This is a genomic window from Vibrio viridaestus (genome assembly GCF_003856525.1).
Taxonomy (GTDB): Bacteria; Pseudomonadota; Gammaproteobacteria; order Enterobacterales; family Vibrionaceae; genus Vibrio; species Vibrio viridaestus.
Map to the genome: position 1 here is coordinate 296,272 of NZ_RJVQ01000003.1, position 23,820 is coordinate 320,091.

Annotated in this window: 25 protein-coding genes; 5 read left to right on the plus strand and 20 right to left on the minus strand. The window is 42.7% G+C overall.

The genetic code is table 11. The features are described 5' to 3' along the window. Window positions 1-3: 3 nt before the first annotated feature. The 6 genes from EES38_RS08920 to EES38_RS08945 form a co-directional block, all read right to left on the minus strand. Complete coding sequence (locus EES38_RS08920; protein WP_124936830.1) at window positions 4-648, minus strand: alanine--tRNA ligase-related protein; 645 nt, start codon at window positions 646-648, stop codon at window positions 4-6. Window positions 649-701: 53 nt separating this feature from the next. After that, window positions 702-1,064 carry a DUF1294 domain-containing protein gene (locus tag EES38_RS08925; RefSeq protein ID WP_124936831.1) on the minus strand — a complete coding sequence of 121 codons (363 nt, stop codon included), beginning with the start codon at window positions 1,062-1,064 and terminating at the stop codon, window positions 702-704. A 7-nt stretch (window positions 1,065-1,071) separates the two neighbouring features. Further along, a complete protein-coding gene (locus EES38_RS08930; RefSeq protein ID WP_243694174.1) occupies window positions 1,072-1,704 on the minus strand; it encodes a DNA-3-methyladenine glycosylase family protein in 633 nt (210 codons plus the stop codon). A gap of 127 nt (window positions 1,705-1,831) precedes the next feature. Then, window positions 1,832-2,221, minus strand: a complete 390-nt coding sequence (locus tag EES38_RS08935) for a hypothetical protein (RefSeq protein WP_124936832.1) — start codon at window positions 2,219-2,221, stop codon at window positions 1,832-1,834. 77 nt (window positions 2,222-2,298) lie between these two features. Further along, window positions 2,299-2,901 (minus strand): hypothetical protein, encoded by a 603-nt coding sequence (locus EES38_RS08940; protein ID WP_124936833.1) that lies wholly within the window; start codon window positions 2,899-2,901, stop codon window positions 2,299-2,301. A 147-nt stretch (window positions 2,902-3,048) separates the two neighbouring features. Next, a complete protein-coding gene (locus EES38_RS08945; protein WP_124936834.1) occupies window positions 3,049-3,630 on the minus strand; it encodes a hypothetical protein in 582 nt (193 codons plus the stop codon). Between the two features lie 353 nt (window positions 3,631-3,983). On the opposite strand from EES38_RS08945, the gene EES38_RS08950 reads away from it, so the two are divergent. Continuing rightward, window positions 3,984-4,847: a bifunctional transcriptional activator/DNA repair enzyme AdaA gene (locus EES38_RS08950; protein ID WP_124936835.1), complete on the plus strand. Its 864-nt coding sequence runs from the start codon at window positions 3,984-3,986 to the stop codon at window positions 4,845-4,847. Between the two features lie 26 nt (window positions 4,848-4,873). Here the strand turns inward: EES38_RS08950 and EES38_RS08955 are convergent, their stop codons facing one another. From EES38_RS08955 to EES38_RS09005, 11 genes are all read right to left on the minus strand, one after another. Next, entirely contained in the window at window positions 4,874-5,278 is a 405-nt protein-coding gene (locus tag EES38_RS08955) for a GspS/AspS pilotin family protein (protein WP_124936836.1), read from the minus strand. A gap of 2 nt (window positions 5,279-5,280) precedes the next feature. Further along, entirely contained in the window at window positions 5,281-5,577 is a 297-nt protein-coding gene (locus EES38_RS08960) for a YciI family protein (protein WP_124936837.1), read from the minus strand. Between the two features lie 151 nt (window positions 5,578-5,728). Next, on the minus strand, window positions 5,729-6,124 hold the full coding sequence (gene yciA / locus EES38_RS08965) for an acyl-CoA thioester hydrolase YciA (RefSeq protein ID WP_124936838.1): 396 nt from the start codon (window positions 6,122-6,124) through the stop codon (window positions 5,729-5,731). Window positions 6,125-6,252: 128 nt separating this feature from the next. Continuing rightward, a complete protein-coding gene (locus tag EES38_RS08970; protein WP_124936839.1) occupies window positions 6,253-6,789 on the minus strand; it encodes a septation protein A in 537 nt (178 codons plus the stop codon). A gap of 131 nt (window positions 6,790-6,920) precedes the next feature. Next, window positions 6,921-8,183 (minus strand): dicarboxylate/amino acid:cation symporter, encoded by a 1,263-nt coding sequence (locus EES38_RS08975; RefSeq protein WP_124936840.1) that lies wholly within the window; start codon window positions 8,181-8,183, stop codon window positions 6,921-6,923. A 325-nt stretch (window positions 8,184-8,508) separates the two neighbouring features. Further along, window positions 8,509-9,315: a tryptophan synthase subunit alpha gene (gene trpA / locus EES38_RS08980; RefSeq protein WP_124936841.1), complete on the minus strand. Its 807-nt coding sequence runs from the start codon at window positions 9,313-9,315 to the stop codon at window positions 8,509-8,511. After that, window positions 9,315-10,505: a tryptophan synthase subunit beta gene (gene trpB, locus EES38_RS08985; RefSeq protein WP_124936842.1), complete on the minus strand. Its 1,191-nt coding sequence runs from the start codon at window positions 10,503-10,505 to the stop codon at window positions 9,315-9,317. Before trpB ends, trpA begins: the two co-directional genes overlap by 1 nt. 40 nt (window positions 10,506-10,545) lie before the next feature. Beyond that, window positions 10,546-11,955: a bifunctional indole-3-glycerol-phosphate synthase TrpC/phosphoribosylanthranilate isomerase TrpF gene (trpCF, locus tag EES38_RS08990; RefSeq protein WP_124936843.1), complete on the minus strand. Its 1,410-nt coding sequence runs from the start codon at window positions 11,953-11,955 to the stop codon at window positions 10,546-10,548. A gap of 4 nt (window positions 11,956-11,959) precedes the next feature. Then, window positions 11,960-12,967 (minus strand): anthranilate phosphoribosyltransferase, encoded by a 1,008-nt coding sequence (gene trpD / locus EES38_RS08995; protein WP_124936844.1) that lies wholly within the window; start codon window positions 12,965-12,967, stop codon window positions 11,960-11,962. A gap of 60 nt (window positions 12,968-13,027) precedes the next feature. Then, window positions 13,028-13,606, minus strand: coding sequence for an aminodeoxychorismate/anthranilate synthase component II (locus EES38_RS09000; protein WP_124936845.1), 579 nt, complete (start codon window positions 13,604-13,606; stop codon window positions 13,028-13,030). 10 nt (window positions 13,607-13,616) lie between these two features. Further along, entirely contained in the window at window positions 13,617-15,185 is a 1,569-nt protein-coding gene (locus EES38_RS09005; RefSeq protein ID WP_124936846.1) for an anthranilate synthase component 1, read from the minus strand. A 320-nt stretch (window positions 15,186-15,505) separates the two neighbouring features. Between EES38_RS09005 and rnm the strand changes: the two genes are divergently transcribed. From rnm to rluB, 3 genes are all read left to right on the plus strand, one after another. Further along, the gene (rnm, locus tag EES38_RS09010; RefSeq protein WP_124936847.1) at window positions 15,506-16,366 is read left to right on the plus strand and encodes an RNase RNM; all 861 of its coding nucleotides are present in this window, start codon (window positions 15,506-15,508) and stop codon (window positions 16,364-16,366) included. 21 nt (window positions 16,367-16,387) lie between these two features. Then, on the plus strand, window positions 16,388-17,008 hold the full coding sequence (locus EES38_RS09015; RefSeq protein WP_124936848.1) for an L-threonylcarbamoyladenylate synthase: 621 nt from the start codon (window positions 16,388-16,390) through the stop codon (window positions 17,006-17,008). A 107-nt stretch (window positions 17,009-17,115) separates the two neighbouring features. Beyond that, a complete protein-coding gene (gene rluB / locus EES38_RS09020; protein WP_124936849.1) occupies window positions 17,116-18,027 on the plus strand; it encodes a 23S rRNA pseudouridine(2605) synthase RluB in 912 nt (303 codons plus the stop codon). A 75-nt stretch (window positions 18,028-18,102) separates the two neighbouring features. Here rluB and cydC read toward each other — a convergent pair whose 3' ends face one another. The 3 genes from cydC to trxB form a co-directional block, all read right to left on the minus strand. Further along, window positions 18,103-19,824: a heme ABC transporter ATP-binding protein/permease CydC gene (cydC, locus tag EES38_RS09025; protein WP_124936850.1), complete on the minus strand. Its 1,722-nt coding sequence runs from the start codon at window positions 19,822-19,824 to the stop codon at window positions 18,103-18,105. Then, window positions 19,817-21,607, minus strand: a complete 1,791-nt coding sequence (gene cydD, locus EES38_RS09030; RefSeq protein WP_124936851.1) for a heme ABC transporter permease/ATP-binding protein CydD — start codon at window positions 21,605-21,607, stop codon at window positions 19,817-19,819. The genes cydC and cydD overlap by 8 nt, the downstream gene beginning before the upstream one ends. Before the next feature lie 123 nt (window positions 21,608-21,730). Then, window positions 21,731-22,687, minus strand: coding sequence for a thioredoxin-disulfide reductase (gene trxB, locus EES38_RS09035; protein WP_124936852.1), 957 nt, complete (start codon window positions 22,685-22,687; stop codon window positions 21,731-21,733). Window positions 22,688-23,149: 462 nt separating this feature from the next. On the opposite strand from trxB, the gene EES38_RS09040 reads away from it, so the two are divergent. After that, on the plus strand, window positions 23,150-23,806 hold the full coding sequence (locus EES38_RS09040; protein ID WP_166434247.1) for a 2OG-Fe dioxygenase family protein: 657 nt from the start codon (window positions 23,150-23,152) through the stop codon (window positions 23,804-23,806). Window positions 23,807-23,820 lie beyond the last annotated feature (14 nt).

A 23,820-nucleotide genomic window follows, 5' to 3' on the forward strand; every position in this document is an offset into this window, starting at 1 on the left:
CCATTATTCACTCAGACTGATTTCTACCCGTTCTTTTCCCTTACCAATATTTTTGCGTTTTAGTCGAATGTTGCCCACTTCCGATGTTCTTTTGAGGTGAGTACCACCGCAAGGTACCTGCGCAAACGAATCGACTTTCCAATAACGCCGTTGGGCTTGTTCATCGGAAAAGTCACACTCAATTGGAGAATCCGCATGGATAAGGCTGTGTGCTTCTTCCTCTAATTTCGGCAATAGGGGACTGATACTTTCTGGCCATTCAAAATCAATACGACTTTTATCCTGAGAAATATGAGCACCAATCTTGACTATATTCGGGTAACGTTGGGTAAGCAGCTCCAAGATCACTTCCGCTGCAAAATGCAGTTTCATTAATGCGTGACGTCGTTGCCAATCAATGCGAGTGACTACGTCATCACCGACAGAAAAGTCAGGTGCAGACGCAAGTGTGTAGATAATATCGAGCCCGTCTTTCTGTGCTTTCAATACTTCAATATTGCCAATTGTCCCCGCATCGCTTTCTTGACCGCCTGATTCTGCGTAGAAAATTGTATCGGACAATGTGATGTTGTTACCATCAACACCGGTTACACGTGATGTTAACTCTGTGAGATAGGGATCATCCCAAAAGACTTTGTGCGCTGTCATTGCCACTTCCTTGTCGTAAGCTCATTTCCTATAGAGATAACATATCATTCCCATCAGAAGAGATCCTGAATATCTTGCAGATAAGGCTGTGAGCAGGCAAATAAGATGGCAGCATTGAGCGCAACTGTTAGCCAAAGCAGTGATTTAAAAGGCTGTTTTTTCGTTTTATGGTTCAGGCTTACTTGTGCGAGTAGAGCACCTGGCCATCCTCCCGCTAGAGAGAGAAACAACAAGATTTTCTCTGCAATACGCCACCTGCGATTACGAGCTGCTGATTTATCCCAAGCAAAAACGAAGAAGGTGACAAGACTAAAACAAGCATAGAATCCGCCAACATACGCTTGATAAGAGTAGGTTCTAAGAACCAATAATACATAAAGAGTGAGTAGGGCGATGCATGTAAGACGAGTCTTCATAGGGATATTATTTTTTATCTTTGAGTTCAGTCGTGAGTGAGTGGTAATAATGCCAGAGAAACAGCGCGCCGACACTCTGCCAAGGCGACCAGTGCTCGATCATTTTACGCGCTTTAGCTGGTGTTGGCTTCGTTTCCAAACCTTTCAGTTTTTGTAGTCCGAGTAAAATACCCAAATCATCCGCGGGGAATACATCGAGTCTCCCCAACGAAAACAACAAATAAATTTCAGCACTCCAGCGACCAAAACCACGCAGTTTGGTAATCGCGGCGATAGCGTCTTCGTTCGTCATGGATTCCAATGCGTCAATATCAAAACGTCCCGAGATAACTTCTTGAGCTAAACCCTGGATGTATTCGATTTTTCGTCTGGATAATCCGACGTCACGCATCTCTTGTTCAGATAGAGAGGAAATCCTCGCAGGGGTTATTTCTCCCGCAAGCGTCGCAAATCGCTTAAATATAGTATTGGCAACCTTGGTTGAGAGTTGTTGACTGATAATGGTTGAGACAAAGGTAACAAAGCCTTTGTCACTGACTCTAGGAGCCGGAACCCCAACGATTTTCACGGCGCTTTGAATATCGTTATCTCGCTGTGAGAGAAAGGTGATTCCAAGTTCTATTGTGTTGTTATCTATCATTCGGGAACGGTCAGGCGAATAGGGTTTGGAAAGCATAACGGCTAATGGCTTAGAAAAACATCCGAATTTTGTGCGTGGATATACGTTTGGTTCTTAACACTACTTCCTTTGTCAGCCGTTATATAGCCTAAGCTTTTGCGCAATGCCTACCGTTAATCCAGATTTTTAAATAAAGTACCGCTAAAATTGTTTCTGTAACTATCGCTAGCAATATCCCTGCACCAGCAAAACCACGAAAATATTCCACAGTCCCGAGCGTTGCTAAACCAAACATTGAAACTGAAAAGCAGAGACACACGGACTGCCTATATTCTGAGTGTCCAAAACTTCTCACAGACCAACTTAGCACGGACAAACCAAGAAATAGCATTGCAGCTCTCCTTCCCATAAAGAGTGCAGAACTGTATGCTTCGACACCAAAGAGCCAGAATAATACCTCAGGTACTAGTAGCAGCACAGCACATAAAGTCAGTGCGATTAATGCGGTAGATATGCTTAAAAGTTTAAAGTTAATCATATTAATCTGATATTTGTTTCAGCTTCTGCTCGAATAGAATTGAAATGCTTGCATATTTTGTCAATTGAAACGCCTTGTTAGGCATTTTTCTCCACTGGTGCATACAACCAAATTTTTAATTCCTGATCAGAGCCAAAATTTGTTTGCACATGAATCATACCTAAATCATCAGGCAAAATTACCCGATGTTCTTCTATTAGCTTCTCAATTCTCTCAATATAATCAGGAACTTTTCTATCAAAAGCGATTGCACTTTTATTGATTTTACTAAATGGATTGTGAGCATGAAGCATATCTCCACAAGAGTCATAAGCATCACGAAATTGCTTTTTAGTTAGATATCCAGAACGAAGATCATGCCACTTACCTTTGAAATATCCTTGTGCGGGTATAGGATAGAAATTAGGATTTATAGCCTCTATTTTCGAAATAATTCGATTTGCATGCCAATCTTTTGCTATATCAGCTCGCACTTCTTTATATTGTTCTTTGTGTGCGATAAGAGACGCGTATGCAATTAATTCAAGTATTTTTCTCAGTTGTAACGCTTCTGTTTCTATTTTTGCTTTCAGGTATACAACATCTGCTTTACCATCGCACAATGCTTTTAATACTTCTATTCTCTTGTCTATTTCGCACATTAACCAGAGATATTTTTTCCTGATGCGTGAATTATCCACTTGCGACCTGACTTGTATGCCTAACGCTGAGCTAAGTGGCTGCCAACGCCTTGATTACTCAAAGCACTGCACCTTAACCACAAAACTGGCTGAAACTAAAAATGCCACGCGTTGGCAGTCCGCTTGAGCGACTTGTTATAGCGCTACTCACCATGATTGCATATTAGTTCTAGCATCGAGGTCGTGCATTATTACGGAATCAGCGCCATCTAACTCTTCACTAATGTCATTGATCATTTCCCCAAGATGACGGAGGTTTATATAAAAGATCCCGTCAGTTGACCCCTTGCCACTTCGATCAGTTGAATACCTAAAACTCATTGAATCAGGATCTGCTTTTGCTAATTCATTAACAAAGTGCTCGACTCGGGCAAACTTCTTATCAATGTTAGATTCGAAAACTTGACGCAAAATCCCTTTGACCGTTTTCCAAAGCTCATCGATTTTATGGTGTTTTGGATAACCGCCTTCTTGGTCTAAAAGTTGTCGACCATTGCTGACAATATTTTTTAGAAGTAACTCTATATGCTGCCTATATAAAAACACTATCGGATACACCAAATAATCTTGGTCTCTGCCCGTATCATTTACCTGTAGCACCAACGAATCCGCAGCTAATTTATATCCATTGATATAGCCATGTGACATATCTGAATGAAAGTTCAAACAAGCATTATTACGCCAATCACTGTCCGATTTGAACAATGGTTCAAACTCTTGTTTAGCCATAGAAACCTCCTGCGCTATAACAGTCTCTTTTCACTGGACAATGTCCACATCACATCTTAGACAAAATATGGATATAAAAACGCTAAGTTTCTGATTAAGCTAACTTATCTTTTTGCGGAAAAGCTTAAATAACGACATTGTCCATTATATCTGGTCAGTAATGATAAAAACGCTAATCAGTTTAATCCATGAGATGCATATTAAATTGAATAAGACACTTAGGCAAATCTACACAATTCTTGTTATTGAATTTATCGTATCGATTGAAATCGTTCCGTCTTAGCAAAAAACGGATAGCGTCAATGTCGTAATTATGATGATATTTGTGGGTTAACGACGGTTAGGAATAAGCCATGAGTGAAGAACAATTCGGTCAACATACGTCACTGGCTGAAGCACTGGTGCGGTTGGCGCGATATATTGAAGAGCATGCGGATGAGAAGATTACCTTAGCAGAATTAGCGCAACAGGTTGGGCTGTCAGCATCACGTTTGCAGCGTGTTTTTAAGAATCACTTTGGTTTATCGCCAAAAGCGTATCAGGATGCAGTGCGTATGGACTTACTTAAAAAATCGCTTAAGGAATCCAACAGTGTTACAGACGCTATTTTCGAGGCTGGATTTGGTTCAGTGAGCCGAATCTACGGTGAAGAGTCTCGTTCACTAGGTATGCCACTCAAGTCTTACAAAGTTGGTGGGGAAGGGGAAGTCATACACTATGTAATTAAACCTTGTTCATTGGGGCTGATGTTAATTGCCGCAACGGATATTGGTGTCTGTTGTCTTCAATTTGGCGATAGTGAATCTGAGTTAGTGGCTCTGCTTGACCAAGAGTTCCCCAACGCTGAATTAATACTCTCTCTCGCCCAGTCTGATTCGCCGCTACTGACGCAATGGATAGACGCGATAGAACACCATCTTAAAGGTATCGGCCCAAGACCCGATATACCTCTGGATATTCGCGGAACGGTCTTCCAGAAAACGGTATGGGCGTTTCTTTTAAGCATTAAAGAAGGGGACGTTGTTACCTACGCTGATGTGGCAGAAAAGATCGGCAAGCCAAATGCTACCAGAGCGGTGGGAACCGCTTGTGGCAAGAACCGTATCGGAGTGCTTGTGCCCTGTCATCGTGTGTTGCGCAGCGATGGGGGACTGGGTGGATACCGTTGGGGTTTGGAGCGTAAACAGTGCTTGCTTGAAAAAGAGCGTAAAAAGTAAAACGGCCTCATCAGAGGCCGTTAATATTAGGACGGATTTTTAACCGGTTCACACGTCTTCTTGGTAATGATCTGATCGACCATTAGCTGGCCGCGTGGATTGCGCATCTTAATTCGATAGGCAATACCAATATCAAGATTTGCCAGGGTGGTTTTATCATTGCAGTAAAATTTAATGCTTTGATTTAGCACCTGTTTTATGGGCTTGGCACCGCTCTCATCTGAGTTATAAATCATCATGATTTCAATCATGCTTTTGCTCGCACTTGCACGCATGATATGAAGAGGGCCAACTTCATAAGGAAGTTCAGACTGAATTAAACTCGCGCGGTTGGCCGCTAAGAGTTCGAGTTGCTTTTCTTCATTACTCGTTGAACTACAGGCAAAGAGAAAAATTGAAAATAGAACGACCAGAAGGCGTTGAATAGACATAATTAGAATACTTGTTTATAAGGTTTAACAACAACAGAGGCATAGACTCCTGCTTCAACATACGGGTCGGCATCAGCCCATGATTTCGCTTCTTCTAAAGAATTGAAATCAGCAATAACGGTAGAGCCCGTAAAACCGGCTTCCCCTGGATTCTCTGAATCTATCGCTGGCATTGGCCCTGCAGTGAGCAGACGGCCTTCATCCTTAAGTGTTTGAAGACGTTCCAGATGCTTTGGACGCACGCTCATACGTTTTTCTAGTGAATTTTCGATGTCCTGAGAAAAAATAACATACCACATAGACGAAATCCTTATACGAGATGATGATAAAAATATACAAATAACCTGACTGAATAACTTACAGTATAGGGCTAGTCATGCATATGAATTAGGCCACAATTTACCTTAATATGACTGCGAACTCAGCCTTTAATTTCATCGACCTACGAATTTATTTTTCGATCGCGCGAGGTTTGCCCTCTGCATCGATGGCTACGTAGTTAAACGTCGCATCACAAACCATGAATCGATCACCGATACCGTCTTTTTTCACCGGTTTAACCCAGACTTCTAAATCGATAGACATGGAAGAGCGACCAATTCTGACGCATTCGCCATAGACACAAACCACATCACCAACTCGTACTGGCTTTTTAAACGTAATACTCGAAACAGAGACGGTCACGATTCTACCACCCGAGATCTCTTTGGCCAAAATACCACCTGAGAGGTCAATCTGGGACATAATCCAACCACCAAAAATATCACCATTGGCATTGGTGTCTGCGGGCATTGCTAGGGTGCGAGTTAAAAGTTGTCCTTTTGGTGTTTCAGTCTTTGAGCTCATGATTTACGTTATCCATTCATTAAAAGCACTAGGCAAGAAAAAGCCAAGAGTGACTAGCTCTTGGCTAAAAATGCATTATATCGATTCAGCAAGGATTGTGAATCAAAGGTTTTGCAAGGTGTTAGAAATTATTTATCCGTATCTTTCGGAATGTGTTTATAGATGTAGATACCCGTAAGAAGGGTGTAGACCAGCGTGGCAACTAATAGACCAAATACTTTAAAGTTCACCCAGACATCTAGGGGTAAGCGAAACGCCACATACACATTGATAATCGCACAAACAACGAAAAACAGAACCCAAGCCCAGTTTACTTTGGTCCAAACTGCATCTGGCAGTTCTAGCTCTTTACCCAGCATTCCTTTGATTGCCGATTTACCCATCATGTGACTAACTGCTAAACCGATAGCAAATACAAGATAAACAATGGTTACCTTCCATTTTATAAAGTTGTCATCATGCAAGAAAATAGTCATGCCACCGAATACAGCGACGAGAACGAAAGTAATTAGCTGAACTTTTTCGACTTTTTTGTAGAGGAAGTAAGTGACGACGATTTGGATAGCGGAAGCAACGATAAGGGCGCCGGTGGCAACATAAATATCGTAGAGTTTGTACAGTGCAAAGAAAATAATTAGTGGTATGAAATCGATGAGTTGCTTCATAAGTTTTGTTATTCCTACTCTTTTAACTGGCGCTAGTCTAACGGATTTCTCAGGCGAGCTAAATAGCAGGTAGCACTTAGAAACAAAAAGGCTGCCATTTGGCAGCCTTTTTCGTACTCAACAATGAAATATTATTCTTGAGTCACTGTTTGTTTCTCGGCTTCTTCTTCAGTCTCTTCGATTAAAGAATCAACGATTAACGCACAAGCAGCATCACCAGTGATGTTTAGCGCGGTACGAATCATGTCGAAGATACGGTCAAGAGCGAATAGTAATGGTAGACCTTCAATTGGAATACCTGCCGCAAGCAGTACTGCAACCACTAAGAACGATGGTCCCGGAACACCAGCTTGACCAACAGCGCCAAGAGTCGCTGTGATAATGATAGCAACATAAGCGCCCATACTTAGGTCGATGTTAAATAGTTGCGCAAAGAAGATAGCTACTAGGCCATAGTAAATTGCGTTACCTGACATGTTAATCGTCGCACCTAAAGGAAGTACGAACGATGCGGTTGAGTTACGTACACCAAGGTCATTTTCACATGCGTCCATCGTCACGGGAAGTGTTGCCATAGACGAGGCGGTTGAAAGTGCGACAGCTTGAGGTTTTTTCATTACAGAAATGAATTTACGCGCTGAAGTCTTTGTGAACAGTTGAATCATCAGTGGGTATACGATGAAACCAAAAATCAGAATTGCAGCAACATAAACAACAAACAGTTTTAAAACAACAGTAAGGGCGGAGAAACCAAATGTACCAACGGCTTCTGCCATAAGACCAAACACACCAATTGGAGCGATGATCATCACTTTGTTGATCATCCAAACCATAGCATCAACGATGGTGTTCACGCCTTTGATGATTGGAGTACGCTTTTCTTCACTTTGTTTGGCAATCGCGATACCGAAGAATAGGCAGAAAACCAAAATTTGCAGAATGTTTGCGTCGTTCAGTGACTGGAAAACGTTGGTTGGGATCATACCAATGATGGTTTCCCAGAAAGTAGGTAAGTCACCTTTCGATGCGTATTCCGATGAGAACATTCCTTGTACTCCGGAGACATCAATACCAAGTCCTGGTTTGAAGATCGCACCCATGACCAATGCTAGTGCTACCGCTAGTGCTGATGTTACAGCAAAGTAGAGTAAGGTTGTGACACCTACTTTACCAGCAGATTGGCTGTTCCCAAGACCTGCTGCACCTGAAATTAGGGCAACTGCGACCAAAGGAATAACAAGCATTTTAATTAAATTGATGAAAATAGCGCCAAGCGGTGAAAATACCGCGGCATCATGTCCCATCATGGCACCAACAACAGTACCGACAATCATCGCAATAACGACTTGAAAGCCGATATTTGTAAGTAAATTCTTTTGATTTAACACTTCCATAACCTCTGTGCTAATTAATGTACAACATCCTGGAATTAACCACTTATTAACAATAAAAATGTGGATAATTATTCGACTGTGCTTTTTACACATCTCTGACTTAATGATCAAGCAGAATTACTATGAATGGGGATCTAAACAGGAAAATACTTCATGTTTGGGGAATATGTAGTCAAATATAGGGTAAAAGTATTGCGCAAACGTTTACGGCACGTTATCGATGTTACGGAAATGAGAGATATGGAAGCAGACGTATATACTGAAAAAGGGCTTGTTTACATAAATAAACAAGCCCTTTAAAAGTGCATAATTCTATCGAAGAAATCTATTTCTGAGTCGCTGCTTTCATTCCTTGAGTGAACGCTTTTAGCTCAGCAAGCATCTTGTCGGGATCATCTTGATAGGTCTCGACAATTTTGACAACTGCTGAACCACTAATTGCACCTGCTGCGCCAGACTCTAACGCAGCTTTTACTTGTGATGGCTCTGAAATACCAAAGCCAAGTAGACAAGGTGGGGCGTCAAAAGAAGCGAGTTTATCTAGTAGTTCATGTACAGGCATGTTTGCCTTGGTTTCAGCGCCTGTAACACCAGCACGTGAGAGCAGGTAAGTATATCCTGAACCCAATTGAGCTACGGCTTTGAGTGTTTCTTCTGGAGCAGTTGGCGGAGCAATGAAAATTGGGTGGATACCAAATTTTTCAGCGGCAGCAACAAAGTCTTTGCTCTCATTAGTTGGTACGTCAGCAACTAAGACTGAATCGACACCAGCGTCTTTACAACGTTTGTAAAACGATTCTACACCGTTAGCAAACACCAGATTGGCATACATTAGTAGTCCGATCGGTAAATCTGGGTAGGCAGAACGTACCGATGTGATGATATCGAAACACTTTTGTACTGTGGTGTTCGCGTTTAACGCTCTTAGGTTCGCCCCTTGTATCGTTGGACCATCAGCCAGTGGATCAGAAAATGGCATACCAAGTTCCAGTGCGTCAGCGCCGCCTTCCACAAGTGCAAAGATTGCTTTTTCTGATAACTCTGGATTTGGATCGCCAATGGTTAAAAACGGAACAAAAGCGCCCTGATTTTTTTCGCCAAGACGGTCGAATAGTGCAGCATAACGATCCATTATAACGTTCCTCTTTCTTCTAATGCTTTGTTTACAGTGAAGATATCTTTATCGCCACGTCCTGATAAATTGACTACCAGTATCTGTTCTTTCTCTGGGTCTGAAAAGGCAAGTTTAAGCGCGTAGGCTAGTGCGTGAGAACTCTCTAACGCTGGAATAATACCTTCGTGTTTCGCTAAGTTTTGGAAAGCATCCAGTGCTTCGTCATCTGTAGCATTTTCATATTGTGCACGACCAATTGCGTTCAAATGAGCATGTTGAGGACCGACAGAAGGGAAGTCTAGACCTGCAGAGATAGAGTAAGACTCTTCAATTTGTCCGTCCTCTGTCTGCATCATAGGTGCTTTCATTCCAAGGTAAATACCTGTTTTACCGTGGCGTAAAGGCGCGCCATGCATATGGGTATCGACACCTTTACCACCTGGCTCGACACCGATCAATTTGACACTGGGTTCGTCAATAAAATCAGCGAACATACCAATGGCGTTAGAACCACCACCAACACAAGCGATCACTGCGTCTGGCAGACGTCCTTCTCTTGCAAGTACCTGATTCTTAGTTTCTTCGCCGATCATTTTTTGAAATTCACGTACGATCGTCGGGAATGGGTGAGGGCCTGCTGCTGTACCGAGTAGGTAGTGAGCATTTTCATAAGAACCAGACCAATCACGCATTGCTTCATTACAGGCATCTTTTAGTGTCGCAGAACCAGAGTGTACAGGGATGACTTCCGCGCCCATCAAACGCATACGAAATACGTTAGGACTTTGGCGCTCAACGTCTTTAGCACCCATATAAATACGGCATTTAAGGTCTAGGAGTGCACATGCAATAGCGGTTGCAACACCATGCTGACCGGCACCTGTTTCGGCAATTATCTCGGTTTTACCCATGCGTTTAGCCAATAATGCCTGACCTAACACTTGGTTAGTTTTGTGAGCGCCACCGTGAAGTAGGTCTTCACGTTTAAGATAGATTTTTGTTTTTGTACCTTTGGTGATGTTACGCGTTAACGTAAGCGCAGTTGGACGACCTGCATATTCTTGTAACAGACCAAGAAATTCAGCCTGAAATTCTGGATCGCTTTGAGCATCGATAAACGCTTGCTCTAATTGGTCTAATGCAGGGACAAGAATCTGTGGTGCAAACTGACCACCGTATTCACCAAAGTAGGCATTTAATTTAGACATAATGTTTCCTTAAAACTGAAATTGTTAGGCGCTTAGCGTTTTAGTATTGACGTAGTTTTTCAAACGCCAGTTTTAATTTTTGACTGTCTTTTTTGCCGGGTTCGCTTTCTACCCCAGAATTGAGATCCAGTCCAATACAGCCTAGGTTTGCTGCTGAGGCAATATTCTCTGGTGAGATTCCGCCAGCGAGCATAACCTGATTATTCGTTGAAAGAAGTTGCCAGTCGAAGACCTTACCCGTCCCACCAGACTGGTTACCAATCTTGCTATCACATAAGTGGCGATCGACATGCTGCGAGATAAGTTCAGGGAATTGATCTTTAACACCGTACGCTTTCCAAATCTGGGTTGAATCGGGTAACAATGTTCTAAGGGCATCAACGTAGAGCTGATCTTCGTCACCATGCAATTGCACTGCGGTTAAATTGAGTTCACGTGCAACGTGCTCCACATCCTGGATATCCTGATTTTGGAATACACCGATGTATCTTAACGGTGCTCCATCCATAATGGATTTTGCTCTGTTGACGTCCACATGACGTGGCGATTTTTCGACAAAGATTAATCCACCAAAGATAGCGCCGGCTTGATAGGCTTTAGCCGCATCGTCTCGTGATGTCAGTCCACATACTTTAATTTCACCGTAGATGACTTTACGTACCGCAAGCTCAATGTTGTCTTCCGACATCAAGGAGCTGCCAATTAGGAAACCATTAGCAAACTGGCTTAACTCTCTTACTTGCTGGTTGGTATAAATACCTGATTCAGAGATGATCGTTACATCTTTAGGAAGTTTAGGCGCCAGCATCTTGGTGCGATTGAGATCGGTGGTGAGGTCACGAAGGTTACGATTATTAATACCAATCACCTTTGCGCCTAAATTAATAGCTCTTTCCACTTCCTCATCGTTACTTGCCTCAGTTAACACCCCCATGCCTAAAGAATGGGCGAGTTTTGCGAGATCCTGATAGGCATCATCTTCCAATACTGAAAGCATGAGTAAAATCGCGTCAGCTTTATAGTGACGAGCTAGATAGACCTGATATTCCGATACCATGAAGTCTTTACACAGCACGGGTTGTGACACTTGGCTGCGAACCTGATTGATAAAATCAAAGCTACCCTGAAAATATTTCTCGTCGGTCAAAACTGAAATCGCGTTTGCGTATTTGTTATATATAGACGCAATATAATCCAGGTCGAAATGGTCGCGAATCAGTCCTTTGGATGGCGATGCTTTTTTACATTCCAATATGAAGGCGGTTTTCTCGGACTTAAGCGCATCATAAAAACTTCTATCTGATTGGGTAACCAGAGATTTGAAGCTATCCAATGGTTGAGTTTTCATTCGTTCTTCAACCCAAATACGCTTATCTGCCACAATCTTGGCCAGTACTTCTGCCATTTGAGTGTCTCTGGTTGTGATGTGCTCAGATAACTTATCCGTCATTTCCTTATCCTCGTGCTGCAAGTTTTTCAACCAATTCAAAGGCTCGACCTGAGTTCATCACATCAATGGCTCGTGCAGCATTCGCTTTGAGATCTTCTTCACCGAAGAGGCGAAGTAATAAGGCGACGTTAGCTGCAACGGCAGCGATATGAGCAGGCTTACCTTTGCCGGTCAATATATCCGTTATAATACGCTTGTTTTCTTCCGGTTCTCCACCTTCAATCGCAGAGAGTGGGTAGGTCTCAAGGCCAAAGTCTTCAGGAGTCAGCGTGTATTCTATGATGTTACCATCTTTAATTTCGGCTACCTGGGTTGGACCATGAATGGCCACTTCATCAAGACCAGAACCATTAATAACAGCGGCTCTTTTCATACCCATTTTTAACATAGTTTGTGCGATAGGTTGAATTAATTCCGGACTGTAGACACCCATTAGCTCAATATTTGGTCGGGCTGGGTTAATAAGGGGACCGAGGATATTAAAAATAGTACGGGTTTTCATGGCTTGTCTTACTGGCATTGCGTGCTTAACGCCACCGTGATATTGCGGTGCAAACATGAACGCAACCCCTAATTCATCCAAGGCTGTGCGAGTATCTTCTGGAGTCATGGCCAGATTGATACCAAAAGCATCAAGCAGGTCAGATGAGCCAGACTTACTTGATACACCACGGTTACCGTGTTTCGCTACTTTAAAGCCACAAGCCGCAGCAACAAACGCGGATGTAGTCGAAATATTAATCGTATTCGCTCCATCGCCGCCAGTACCAACAATATCAGCAAAGTCATAGTCTGGACGAGGGAACTCGGTTGCGTTGGCAAGTAACGCTTCTACGGCGCCTGATATTTCATCGGGCGTTTCTTTTTTGATTTTCAATGCTGCTAGTGCTGCACCCATTAAGATAGGATCAAGTTGACCTTTAATGAGAGTATCGAAGAGCGTTTGGCTTTCTTGCTTAGTCAGATTCTGCTGTTCATAAAGCTTGTTTACGATTGTTTGTGTTGCTTGCATGTCTTTAATCCTTTATTTCTATTCTCGAATGTCTGGCGCAGTTATCGTTATCTTTGTTAATTACTGTTGCGCCCAACTGATCGCATTCGAGAGCAATTTTGCACCGTATGTCGTCATAATTGATTCAGGGTGAAATTGAAATCCGCACACCTTGTCTTGTTCGTGTACAACCGACATGACTAGCCCATCAACTTCCGCTGTCACCGTTAATGTCTGAGGGACTTCTCTTGCAACCAAAGAGTGGTATCGAGCAATCGCAAATGGTGATGGCAAACTTTCATAGGTTGGATGATTGTTGTGTTCCATCATCGATACTTTACCATGGATAATTTGTCCGGCTCCGCTGACAGTACCGCCATATGCCTCAACGATTGCCTGATGGCCGAGACAAATCCCGATCATTGGCACTTTGCCTTTTAAGGTTTGAATAAGCTCAGGCATACAGCCTGCGTTGGATGGGGTGCCAGGTCCAGGAGATAACACGATAATCGAGTTCGGTGTTTCCAATGCTGCAGAAGCAATTGTTGCCGCTGAAATACTGTTACGATAGACCGTCACGTTGTGACCAAGAGAACGAAATTGATCAACGAGGTTATAAGTGAAGGAATCAAAGTTATCGATAAAAATTATATTAGCCATGAGAATATCCTTACTTCACTTGATGTGCGGTTTGAATTGCTGAGATAACAGCTTGTGCTTTACCACGAGTTTCATCAGCCTCAAGTTGAGGGATTGAGTCATAAACAACGCCGGCACCAGCCTGAACACTTGCAACGCCATTTTCAACATACGCAGATCGAATCACGATACATGTGTCTAGATCGCCATGACCCGTTAAGTATCCAACCGCACCACCGTAGCTTCCGCGACGTTCTTTCTCATACTGACGAACCAATTGCATTGCGCGAATTTTTGGTGCGCCAGTAAGCGTGCCCATATTCATGCAGGCTTGATAGGCGTGTAAAGCATCAAGGTCTTCTCGTAACTGACCGACAACGCGCGAGACCAAGTGCATTACATGGCTATAACGGTCAACTTTAAGTAAATCGGCTACGTGTCTGCTGCCGGCTTGGGAGATACGCGCAACATCATTACGCGCCAAATCCACTAACATCATATGTTCTGCGTTTTCTTTTTTATCAGTTCGCAGTTCCAGCTCAATGCGGCCATCAAGGTCGAGGTTAATCGAACCGTCTGCATTTTTCCCACGACCACGTGTGCCTGCGATAGGATAAATTTCAATCTGGTTAGTGTCTTTTTCATATTTGAGTGCACTTTCTGGAGAGGCACCAAACAAGGTAAAACGCTCGTCCTGCATGTAGAACATATATGGACTTGGGTTACTGGCTTTGAGCGATTTATAAGCAGCCAAAGGCGAAGGGCAAGGTAGTTGAAAACGTCTTGATGGTACAACTTGAAAAATATCGCCTTTAACAATGTAATCTTTTAGCTCAGAGACCGTTTGGCAATAATCTTTATCGCTAATCGAGGTGGAAACACTCATATCGGCGACTTTGATTGCTTCTGGCAACGTTACAGGGTTGAGACATTGTTCGCTTATTTGTGTTAAGCGGTTATTTAGTAATGTCAAAGGGGCATTATCGCTATCAAATATTGTTCCCTGAAGAATGCACTGTTCTGATTGATGGTCAATTATGAGTAGCGTTTCAGCCACATAAAATACGTAATCAGGACACTGGTTGATAGACTTTGCTTCTCCCAGTGGTTCGAAATTAGCAACAAGGTCGTAAGCGAATAATCCGCCGATAAAAATGGCGTATTTATCTTCGTTATCAAGATGGAACGTTTGCTGAATCATTCGTAGTGCATCAAAGGGTGATGCTTGTTTTAGACGAGAGTCTTCGTCCAGATTACTGTCTGCTGCAGTAAAGTGTAGTGTGAGTGCATTTTCCTGAGTAGAAAACGAAATAGACTCATTTAATTTATCAGCTAGAAACTGAATGAGGTTATGACCGTTGGTAGTTAATGCTTCAAATGTGACGTCCAGACCTTCGCAGACGATTCGTACTGCCGAGTCAATGAGTAGTAGGCTCTTGAGATCTTCTTTTGAATCAATCTCGGCAGACTCGAGAAGAAGGCTATCTGTTTTCTTTTCACACAACGTATGGAAAAGACTTGTAGGGTCAGAATAGTACGGGATAGATTGTCTGATGACGTTAATGTTCCCTTTATTTGTACCGTGTGCTGAGTTTTTCATCCGATATTCCCTAAATAATTTTCTTTTCTATGAGACACAGTTTAGAGTGTATTTATTACTTTTTCGGTACTGTGCTCAAACGAAAAAGGCCCGCTCAAAAGCGGGCCTTTCATCAGGATTTATGCACTAGGCATCCGCTTGATAGTTCAAGAAATTAATATGCCACCAACGCCAAGAGCTTAGCGATAGTTCGGTTGTGGCATTTAACAGTGACTTAAACTTATGTAGCATAGCGAGATACCTGTTTTGTATTTGCGTACTAGTAAACTAGTTCAAGCAAAAAAAGTCAAGCCTTAAATGGTCATTTTAATAAAAATATTATGAAAATAGATTTACATAGTCACACAACAGCATCGGACGGTCGTTTGACGCCTTCTGAGCTTATTGCTCGAGCAATGGAGTTTGATGTTAAAGTCCTTGCCATTACTGACCATGATACGACGAATGGGTTAGCTGAAGCTCAAGCGTATCTCAATAATTCAGATAATAACTCGCTTCAGCTGATCTCCGGGATTGAAATATCGACATTATGGCAAAACAAAGATATCCATATCGTTGGACTTAATATTGACCCTCAATCTCCGATTCTTGTCAGCTTCATGGAGCAGCAAAAAGTACGTCGGCAGGAGCGGGCTGAGTTGATTGCTGAACGTTTGAGTAAAGCATTAAAAAATGAGCAAATATTGGATGAAGTAACAGAAATGGCTAACGGAGCATCTCTAACTCGGGCGCATTTTGCTAAGTGGTTAGTCGATCATGGTTACGTCAAAAATATTCAGCAAGTGTTTAAAAAATATCTCTCAAGAGGCAATACAGGTTACGTACCGCCAAACTGGGGTAGTATGGAAGAAGCCATTGATATTATTCACCAATCTGGTGGTCAAGCTGTTCTAGCGCACCCAGGTAGATATGACTTAACCACCAAATGGGTAAAACGCTTAATTGGTGCGTTTGCAGAAGCTGGTGGGGATGCAATGGAAGTGGCTTTGCCGCAGCAAAGTCAACAAGATAGAAGAAATTTGTCCGATTATGCTATACAATACAATTTATTAGCGTCACAGGGGAGCGACTTCCACTATCCAACAAATTGGTTGGAACTTGGAAGAAATTTATGGCTCCCAGCAGGGGTTGAACCCGTCTGGAAGGATTGGGGTCTTTCCCCGGACAAAATGGCTGAATAGGCCTGTTGGCGAGGAGTAGTGATGAGCCAGTATTTTTATGTACATCCCGAGAACCCACAAACAAGACTAATTAATCAAGCGGTTGCAATTATTCGTAACGGTGGTGTCGTCGTTTATCCAACTGATTCCGGTTATGCTCTTGGTTGCCAGCTTGAGAACAAGCATGCACTTGAGAAAATATGTCAAATCAGACGTTTAGATGACAAGCATAACTTCACATTGTTATGTCGTGATTTATCCGAATTATCGATTTACGCTCGTGTTGATAATGTGGCGTTTCGTTTACTGAAAAACAACACACCGGGGCCGTACACGTTTATTTTTAAAGGGACTAAGGAAGTTCCGAGAAGACTGATGAATGCCAAGCGCAAAACAATCGGTATTCGAGTACCGAATAACAAAATTGCGCTAGACTTACTGGAGGCGTTGGGCGAACCATTGATGTCGACATCTCTTATTTTGCCTGGTAACGATACGACGGAAAGTAATCCTGAAGATATTCGAGACCAACTGGAGCATGCAGTTGATGTTATTTTAGATGGCGGATACCTTGGTGAACAACCAACCACAGTCATTGATTTTAGCGAAGGCGAACCTGAAGTTGTTCGTGTAGGCTCTGGAGATATACAGCCTTTCGAATAGTATTATTATGATGCTTTTTTCGCTAGAGTTTGAGATAATGTGCGACCGCCTAATGCGGTCGCATTTTTCTATTCGACGTCTGAGAAGACGACATACAAGGTAAATAAATGAGCGAAAAGTTACAAAAGGTTTTAGCACGCGCAGGTCATGGTTCTCGCAGAGAATTAGAAGCGTTGATTCGTGCAGGTCGCGTAAGTGTTAATGGCAAGGTAGCTACTCTGGGTGAACGCCTAGAGGACGAAAACGCTGTTGTGCGTATTGATGGACATAATGTTTCAATCAAAGCACAAGAAGAAGTGATATGCCGTGTATTAGCTTACTACAAACCTGAGGGTGAGCTGTGTACTCGTCATGATCCAGAAGGTCGCCGTACGGTATTTGACCGACTACCAAAAATCCGCGGGTCGCGCTGGATTTCTGTTGGTCGTCTGGATGCTAACACTTCTGGTCTGTTGCTTTTTACAACGGATGGCGAGTTAGCCAACCGTCTGATGCACCCAAGTCGTCAGGTAGAACGTGAGTATCTGGTTCGTGTATTTGGGGAAGTTAACGAAAACAAGATTCGTAATCTCGTAAATGGTGTTGAACTTGAAGACGGCGTTGCCCGATTTGAGGACATTGTTTATGCTGGTGGAGAAGGAATCAACCATACTTTTTACGTCGTTATCAACGAAGGTAGAAACCGTGAAGTAAGACGTCTTTGGGAGTCTCAGGACACAACCGTAAGCCGTCTTAAACGTGTTCGCTATGGTGATATTTTCCTAGAAAAAACGCTACCTCGTGGTGGTTGGACTGAGCTCGAATTGAAACAGGTGAATTATTTGCGTGAGTTGGTAGAGCTTAAGCCAGAGCAACGCACTATGATTGATCAAAATAAAGATAACACGTCAAGAAAACGTGAAAGAGCGCGTAGTCAGAAAATTCGTCGTGCGGTCAAACGTCATGAAGAGCGAGTAAGTACTCCTCGAGGAAGAAGCACTGCAAAAAAAGCGGGTAACAAACAACAGCGTCGCCCGTAATTAGACAGTTTTCTATTGTTTCAAAAAAACCTGAGTGATGAGCTCAGGTTTTTTTATGTCGGAGATAAACCGTTTTTACAGCGTTTGATTTAATTGATAATAGCGACCACCTTGAGCCAATAACGCGTTATGGCTGCCGTACTCTACAACTTGTCCTTGCTCTATCAGACAAATGGAGTCCATCTTATCCAGATTGACTAGTCTGTGTGTGACAAACAACACCGTTTTATTCTCAAAATGTTTCATCAACAGGTTCATGATGCTTTGCTCTGTTGATTTATCGAGACCTTCGGTTGGCTCATCTAGCAGAATAATATCACCGTCGTGAAGAAGGGCACGAGCGATACCAATACGACGCTTTTCACCGCCAGACAATTGTCTACCACCATCACCAAGCCATGTATCAAGTCCAGCTTCTTTTAACAGCTTGTCCAAACCCACACTGGATAGAAGATCGCTAAGTTGCTCATCTGTTGAATCAGATTTTGCGATTAACAGGTTATCTCTAAGTGACCCGTTTAGAATATCAACTCGTTGGCTTACAACGCTAATTGCTGCACGCAGTTGACTTTCGTTCCATTGGGTAAGATCAATACCACCAATAGAGACTGAACCACGTTTAGGATCCCAGTAACGTGATAGTAGCTGAATCAATGTTGATTTCCCTGAACCGGTCTGACCTACAATAGCCAGCTTCTTCCCGGTCTGGATTTCAAGGTTGATGTCTTTGAGTGCGTAGGACTCATCATCTGAATAACGAAAATCAACGTTCTTAAATGCTATATCGAGATGGTTAATTTCGTTTTTCTCCGATTTAAATTCAACCTCAGGCTTAGCGTCGAGAACTTCATTTAGTCGGCGTGCTGATGAGAGTGTTTGCCCCAAGTATTGAAACGCACCGGCAATCGGCATAAGTAGCTCAAAACTCGCCATCGTGGCAAAAACCGCCATCGCGATAAGAGGATCTTGTTCTACGCCGGAATGAATACCATCACCCACGACCCATAACATAAGTACCAGCGTCAGGCCGTTAGTTAACAGCAATAGTGCCTGAGCAAGACCCGTTACATGAGCATTGAACTTCTGCTTAGCAATGAGGTTAGTTTCATGTGTCGAGATACGATCACGATATTGTTCTTCTGCGCCGAATATACTTAATTCACTAAAGCCCTGAATCCAGTCCATTAACGCCACTCGGAACTTGGCTCGCTCGTCGGTCAACTCATATCCATTCTTCTTGCCTAATTTGTAGAAGAGAAATGGCCAACTGATGAGCAGAACTAATAAGATTCCACCTAAGACCAATCCCATTTGCAGGTTAAACCAGCAGAGAAACAGAGTTAGGAAAATAATTCCGAATGTACCGACCAACATCGGGCTGATCAAACGTAAATAGACGTGGTCCATTGCGTCAACATCAGCAACCAGTCTATTTAATAAATCCGCATCACGAAGGTTGGCTACGCGCCCTGGAATCAGAGGGGATAATTTGTCGAAGAAGAAAATACGTAAATCAGCGAGTACTTTAAATGTCGCGTTATGACTGACTACTCGTTCACCCCAGCGACCTGCTGTACGTCCGATAGCGAGGCCACGGACAAACGCGCCGGGAAGCATATAATTGAATGTTTCTCTTGCGATAGTCAGTCCTGCTATAGCCGACGCAGACAAGAACCACCCTGAGAGTGTTAACAGGCCTATTGACGCACAGAGCGTTAATAGCGCAAGTACCATACCCAGCGTTAGACCAAACCAATGTTTACGATACAGTTTTAAGAAAGGGATTAAATCACGCATCTAAGTTCCCCTTATCTTGAGATTGGATTACTACATTAGCATTGAGCATCTGTTTAAACACACCCTCCGCTTGGCTTAGTTGGTCAAAATCACCAATTTGAATAATTTTGCCGTCTTCGAGCACGAGGATCTGATCCATAGATTTTAGTGGGGCGAGCTGGTGAGTAACGAGCAATGTTGTCTTATTGATCGTTTGATTATCCAAGCCTTGCATCACTAACTGCTCGCTTTTTGCATCTAAGCTCGCTGTCGGTTCATCAAGGAGCCAGAAGGACCCATTTTGAATTGCTGCTCGCGCTACAGCAAGTCGCTGCGCCTGTCCGACGGAAAGTCCGCCCGAGCGATCCGAGATCAAGTAATCCATGCCATGCGATTCTATAAACTCAGAAGCGAAAGATTGATCCAGTGCTTCTTTGATGGTTTCTTCTGCTACATTATTCTTACCTAGCGTGACATTGTCACGAATTGAGCCGTGCAGTAATACAGGGTTCTGGCCGACCCAGCTTATCTGTTTACGCCATTCCGATAGATCAAGATCGTGCATTGGAACGCCGTTTATCAATAGTTCGCCTTTATACGGCATAAACCCAAGAATAGCGTTGATAAGTGAAGTTTTACCCGCGCCACTCGGACCAACAAGAGCAGTATGTTTTGAACTTGAAAGCTTAAAAGACACCGGACCGACAAGTGTTGATCCTGTTTCTGGATTTAAAACTTCAAGGTCACGCGCTTCAATCGATATGGTACTTGGGTTTGGAATGCTATTGCGTCCAAATTTGATTTCTTCAACTTCTAGGCTTAGGAAATCGACGATACTTTCTGCTGCGCCCACTGCCTGTTGCTTAGCGTGATAGAAAGTGCCTAAATCACGTAAAGGCTGATAAAACTCTGGAGCCAAAATGAGAATGAAGAGTCCGGAGAATAGAGTCACGCCCGCACCGTAATATCCAAAATTAAGCTCGCCTATGAAGCTAAAGCCAAAGTAAACCGCTGTTACAGCGATGGATACTGAGGTGAAAAATTCCAGTACAGCTGAAGACAAGAATGCGATACGTAAGACATCCATTGTTCGTTCACGAAAAACATCGGATGCTGCACGCAGATGATCGGATTCCGCTTTTGTCTTATCGAACATTCTTATGGTCGTCATTGACTGAAGACGATCGTAAAAATGTCCTGATAGTCGTTGTAGAGCTTTGAAGTTCTTACGACTTGCATCTGCTGCCTTGATACCAACCAGAGCCATAAAGAATGGAACGAGTGGGGCAGTAATCAGAAATATTAAACCCGCAGCCCAGTTTATTGGGAATACGACGACCAGGATGACAAAAGGGATAAACACAGACAGAGACATTTGTGGTAGATAACGGGCAAAGAAATCTTGCATGTTTTCTACTTGCTCGAGCGTTAAAGTCGCCCAGGCACCTGCAGGTTTACCTTTGATGTAGGCCGGACCCATTTCTCTCAGTTTATTTAGAATAAGCTGACGTATATAGATGCGGATTTCTTGTCCACATCTAAAACCAGCTAGCTCTCTGGCCCAAGAACAGAAGGCTCGACCAGCGATTAAGGCGATAAGACCAAAGAATTGGGGAATAAGTGTGTGTTTATCTACTGATTCGATAACAAGCTGATAAAGCATTGATGCTAATAAAGCGGCTTGCCCGATCAGAAAAAAACTTGAAAGAACACCAAGACCGACAGCGATCATTAACCAGCGCTTAGCCAGTTTACTTTGCTGACGTAGCCAAGTATTCAAGCGTTTTTGCTTTTTTCTATCCATTGTTTTGAAGGCTTTCTTGTTAGAATGATGATAATGAAGTGGGAGCAATAGTATACAAAATAAAGCCCAGAGGAAACACCACTGGGCTTATCATTAGTATATTCTAACAAAAACGTATGCGACTTATTTAGCTAGGCTATCCAGATAACGCTCTGCATCTAGCGCAGCCATGCATCCAGTTCCTGCAGAAGTGATTGCTTGACGGTAGTTATGATCCATTACGTCACCAGCAGCGAATACACCCTCAACACTTGTTTGTGTTGCGTTACCATTCAAACCTGACTGAACTACGATATATCCGTCTTTGAGCTCTAGTTGATCAGCAAAGATGCTGGTGTTTGGCTGGTGGCCGATAGCAATGAAAACACCCATGACATCGAGTTGTTCAACGTCACCGGATTTTGTGTCTTTAAGACGAACACCAGTTACACCCATATCGTCACCGACGACTTCTTCAAGCGTGCGGTCAGTGTGTAAAATAATGTTGCCGTTTGCAACTTTGTCCATCATACGGTCAATCAAGATTTTCTCTGAACGGAACGTATCTCTACGGTGAATAAGGTGCACTTCTGAGGCGATATTTGACAGATAAAGTGCTTCTTCTACTGCCGTATTACCACCACCAACAACTGCCACTTTTTGATTACGATAGAAGAAACCGTCACATGTAGCACAAGCTGATACACCACGGCCTTTGAATGCTTCTTCTGAATCTAGGCCAAGGTACTTAGCTGAAGCGCCCGTAGTGATAATCAATGCGTCACAGGTATAAACTTCGCTATCGCCTTTCAAAGTGAACGGACGTTGTTTAAGATCGACCTCATTAATGTGGTCAAAAATAATTTGAGTGTTGAATCTTTCTGCATGTTCTTTCATGCGATCCATTAAACCCGGACCAGTCAGACCTTCTGCATCACCCGGCCAGTTCTCTACTTCTGTTGTTGTTGTAAGCTGACCACCTTGTTGCATACCGGTAATCAATACTGGATCTAAATTCGCACGAGCTGCGTAAACCGCTGCAGTGTATCCGGCAGGACCGGAACCTAAAATCAGAAGTTTACTGTGTTTTGCGTCGCTCATAGTCGCCCCATTTTTATGTGTCTATTATTTCGAAAGATTCTAAGAGATTCCTTTACCAAGTTAAAGCACTAAGGGTAAACAACCGGTAAATAAAAGGTTATGTATTAGAACCGAAAGTACGATACATCAGAATGCTATTAATTAGGAGATGTTCGTGCCTATTAATAGGATAGGTCAAAGTTATTGAATTTCGTTACAGGACACTTCTTTCCGTCATAATTCCTTGATATGGAGGGTAAAAAAGGCGTTATTAATAAATTAATAGATAATAGTTCTAGGATTAAATATAACCTGGCTTTTCTTTTGGGTTTAAATACTATTATTTGTGCCATTATCGGCCTTAAATTACATATATGACTTTTTTGTGACGTTAAATGTTGAATAAATTTGAATTGGCAGAATGTTTGACTAATTTTAGTAATGAGAATGTTATCAGATAAGCTTCGTAAGGAGTGATATATGATTACCACAGAACATGACAACACGTTACATCTAACACACTTAAGTCAGAGTGCAGTAAGGGAACTCGCTCCTTCGTTTGAGCAATTACCTCATACCGAGCATGCCGACGGAAAATTTCGTCTTAGACGTTATTCGGTCATCCGCTTTGTTGATCAGCAAGTTGTACCAACGGAAAAGCACGACTTTACTCAAAGTGAAACATACAATCACTATCAGGGTGGTGTGAAACGGAACTTCGAGCCATTATTAAATCGCACTATTGAAAGCAAGGGGTTAAAAGAGTTGTGCGAACTGTTCGTCGAATTAAATCATCTGCCCAATGGACAAGAAATTGAAATTCACCAAATGAGGATTGCGCCAGTATTTGATGAAACTCCTGTGTCACCAGAAGGTGTCCATCAGGATGGCTTTGACTGCATCGCTATGATTGGGATAAATCGGCAAAATGTGGTTGGCGGTGAACTTATGATTTATCAGGGAAATCATGATGCGCCGTTTTATCGTAAGGTACTTGATGACGGTGAAATTGCAATGCTTGCTGACCATGAACTTTGGCATAATGCCAGTCCTATTCGTGCGGTTAAAAATGATGGAGAAGGGCATATGGATGTGTTTGTTATGACAGCAAACCGCAACAGAGCGTTATATCATTCTTAGTGCTGAAAAATAAA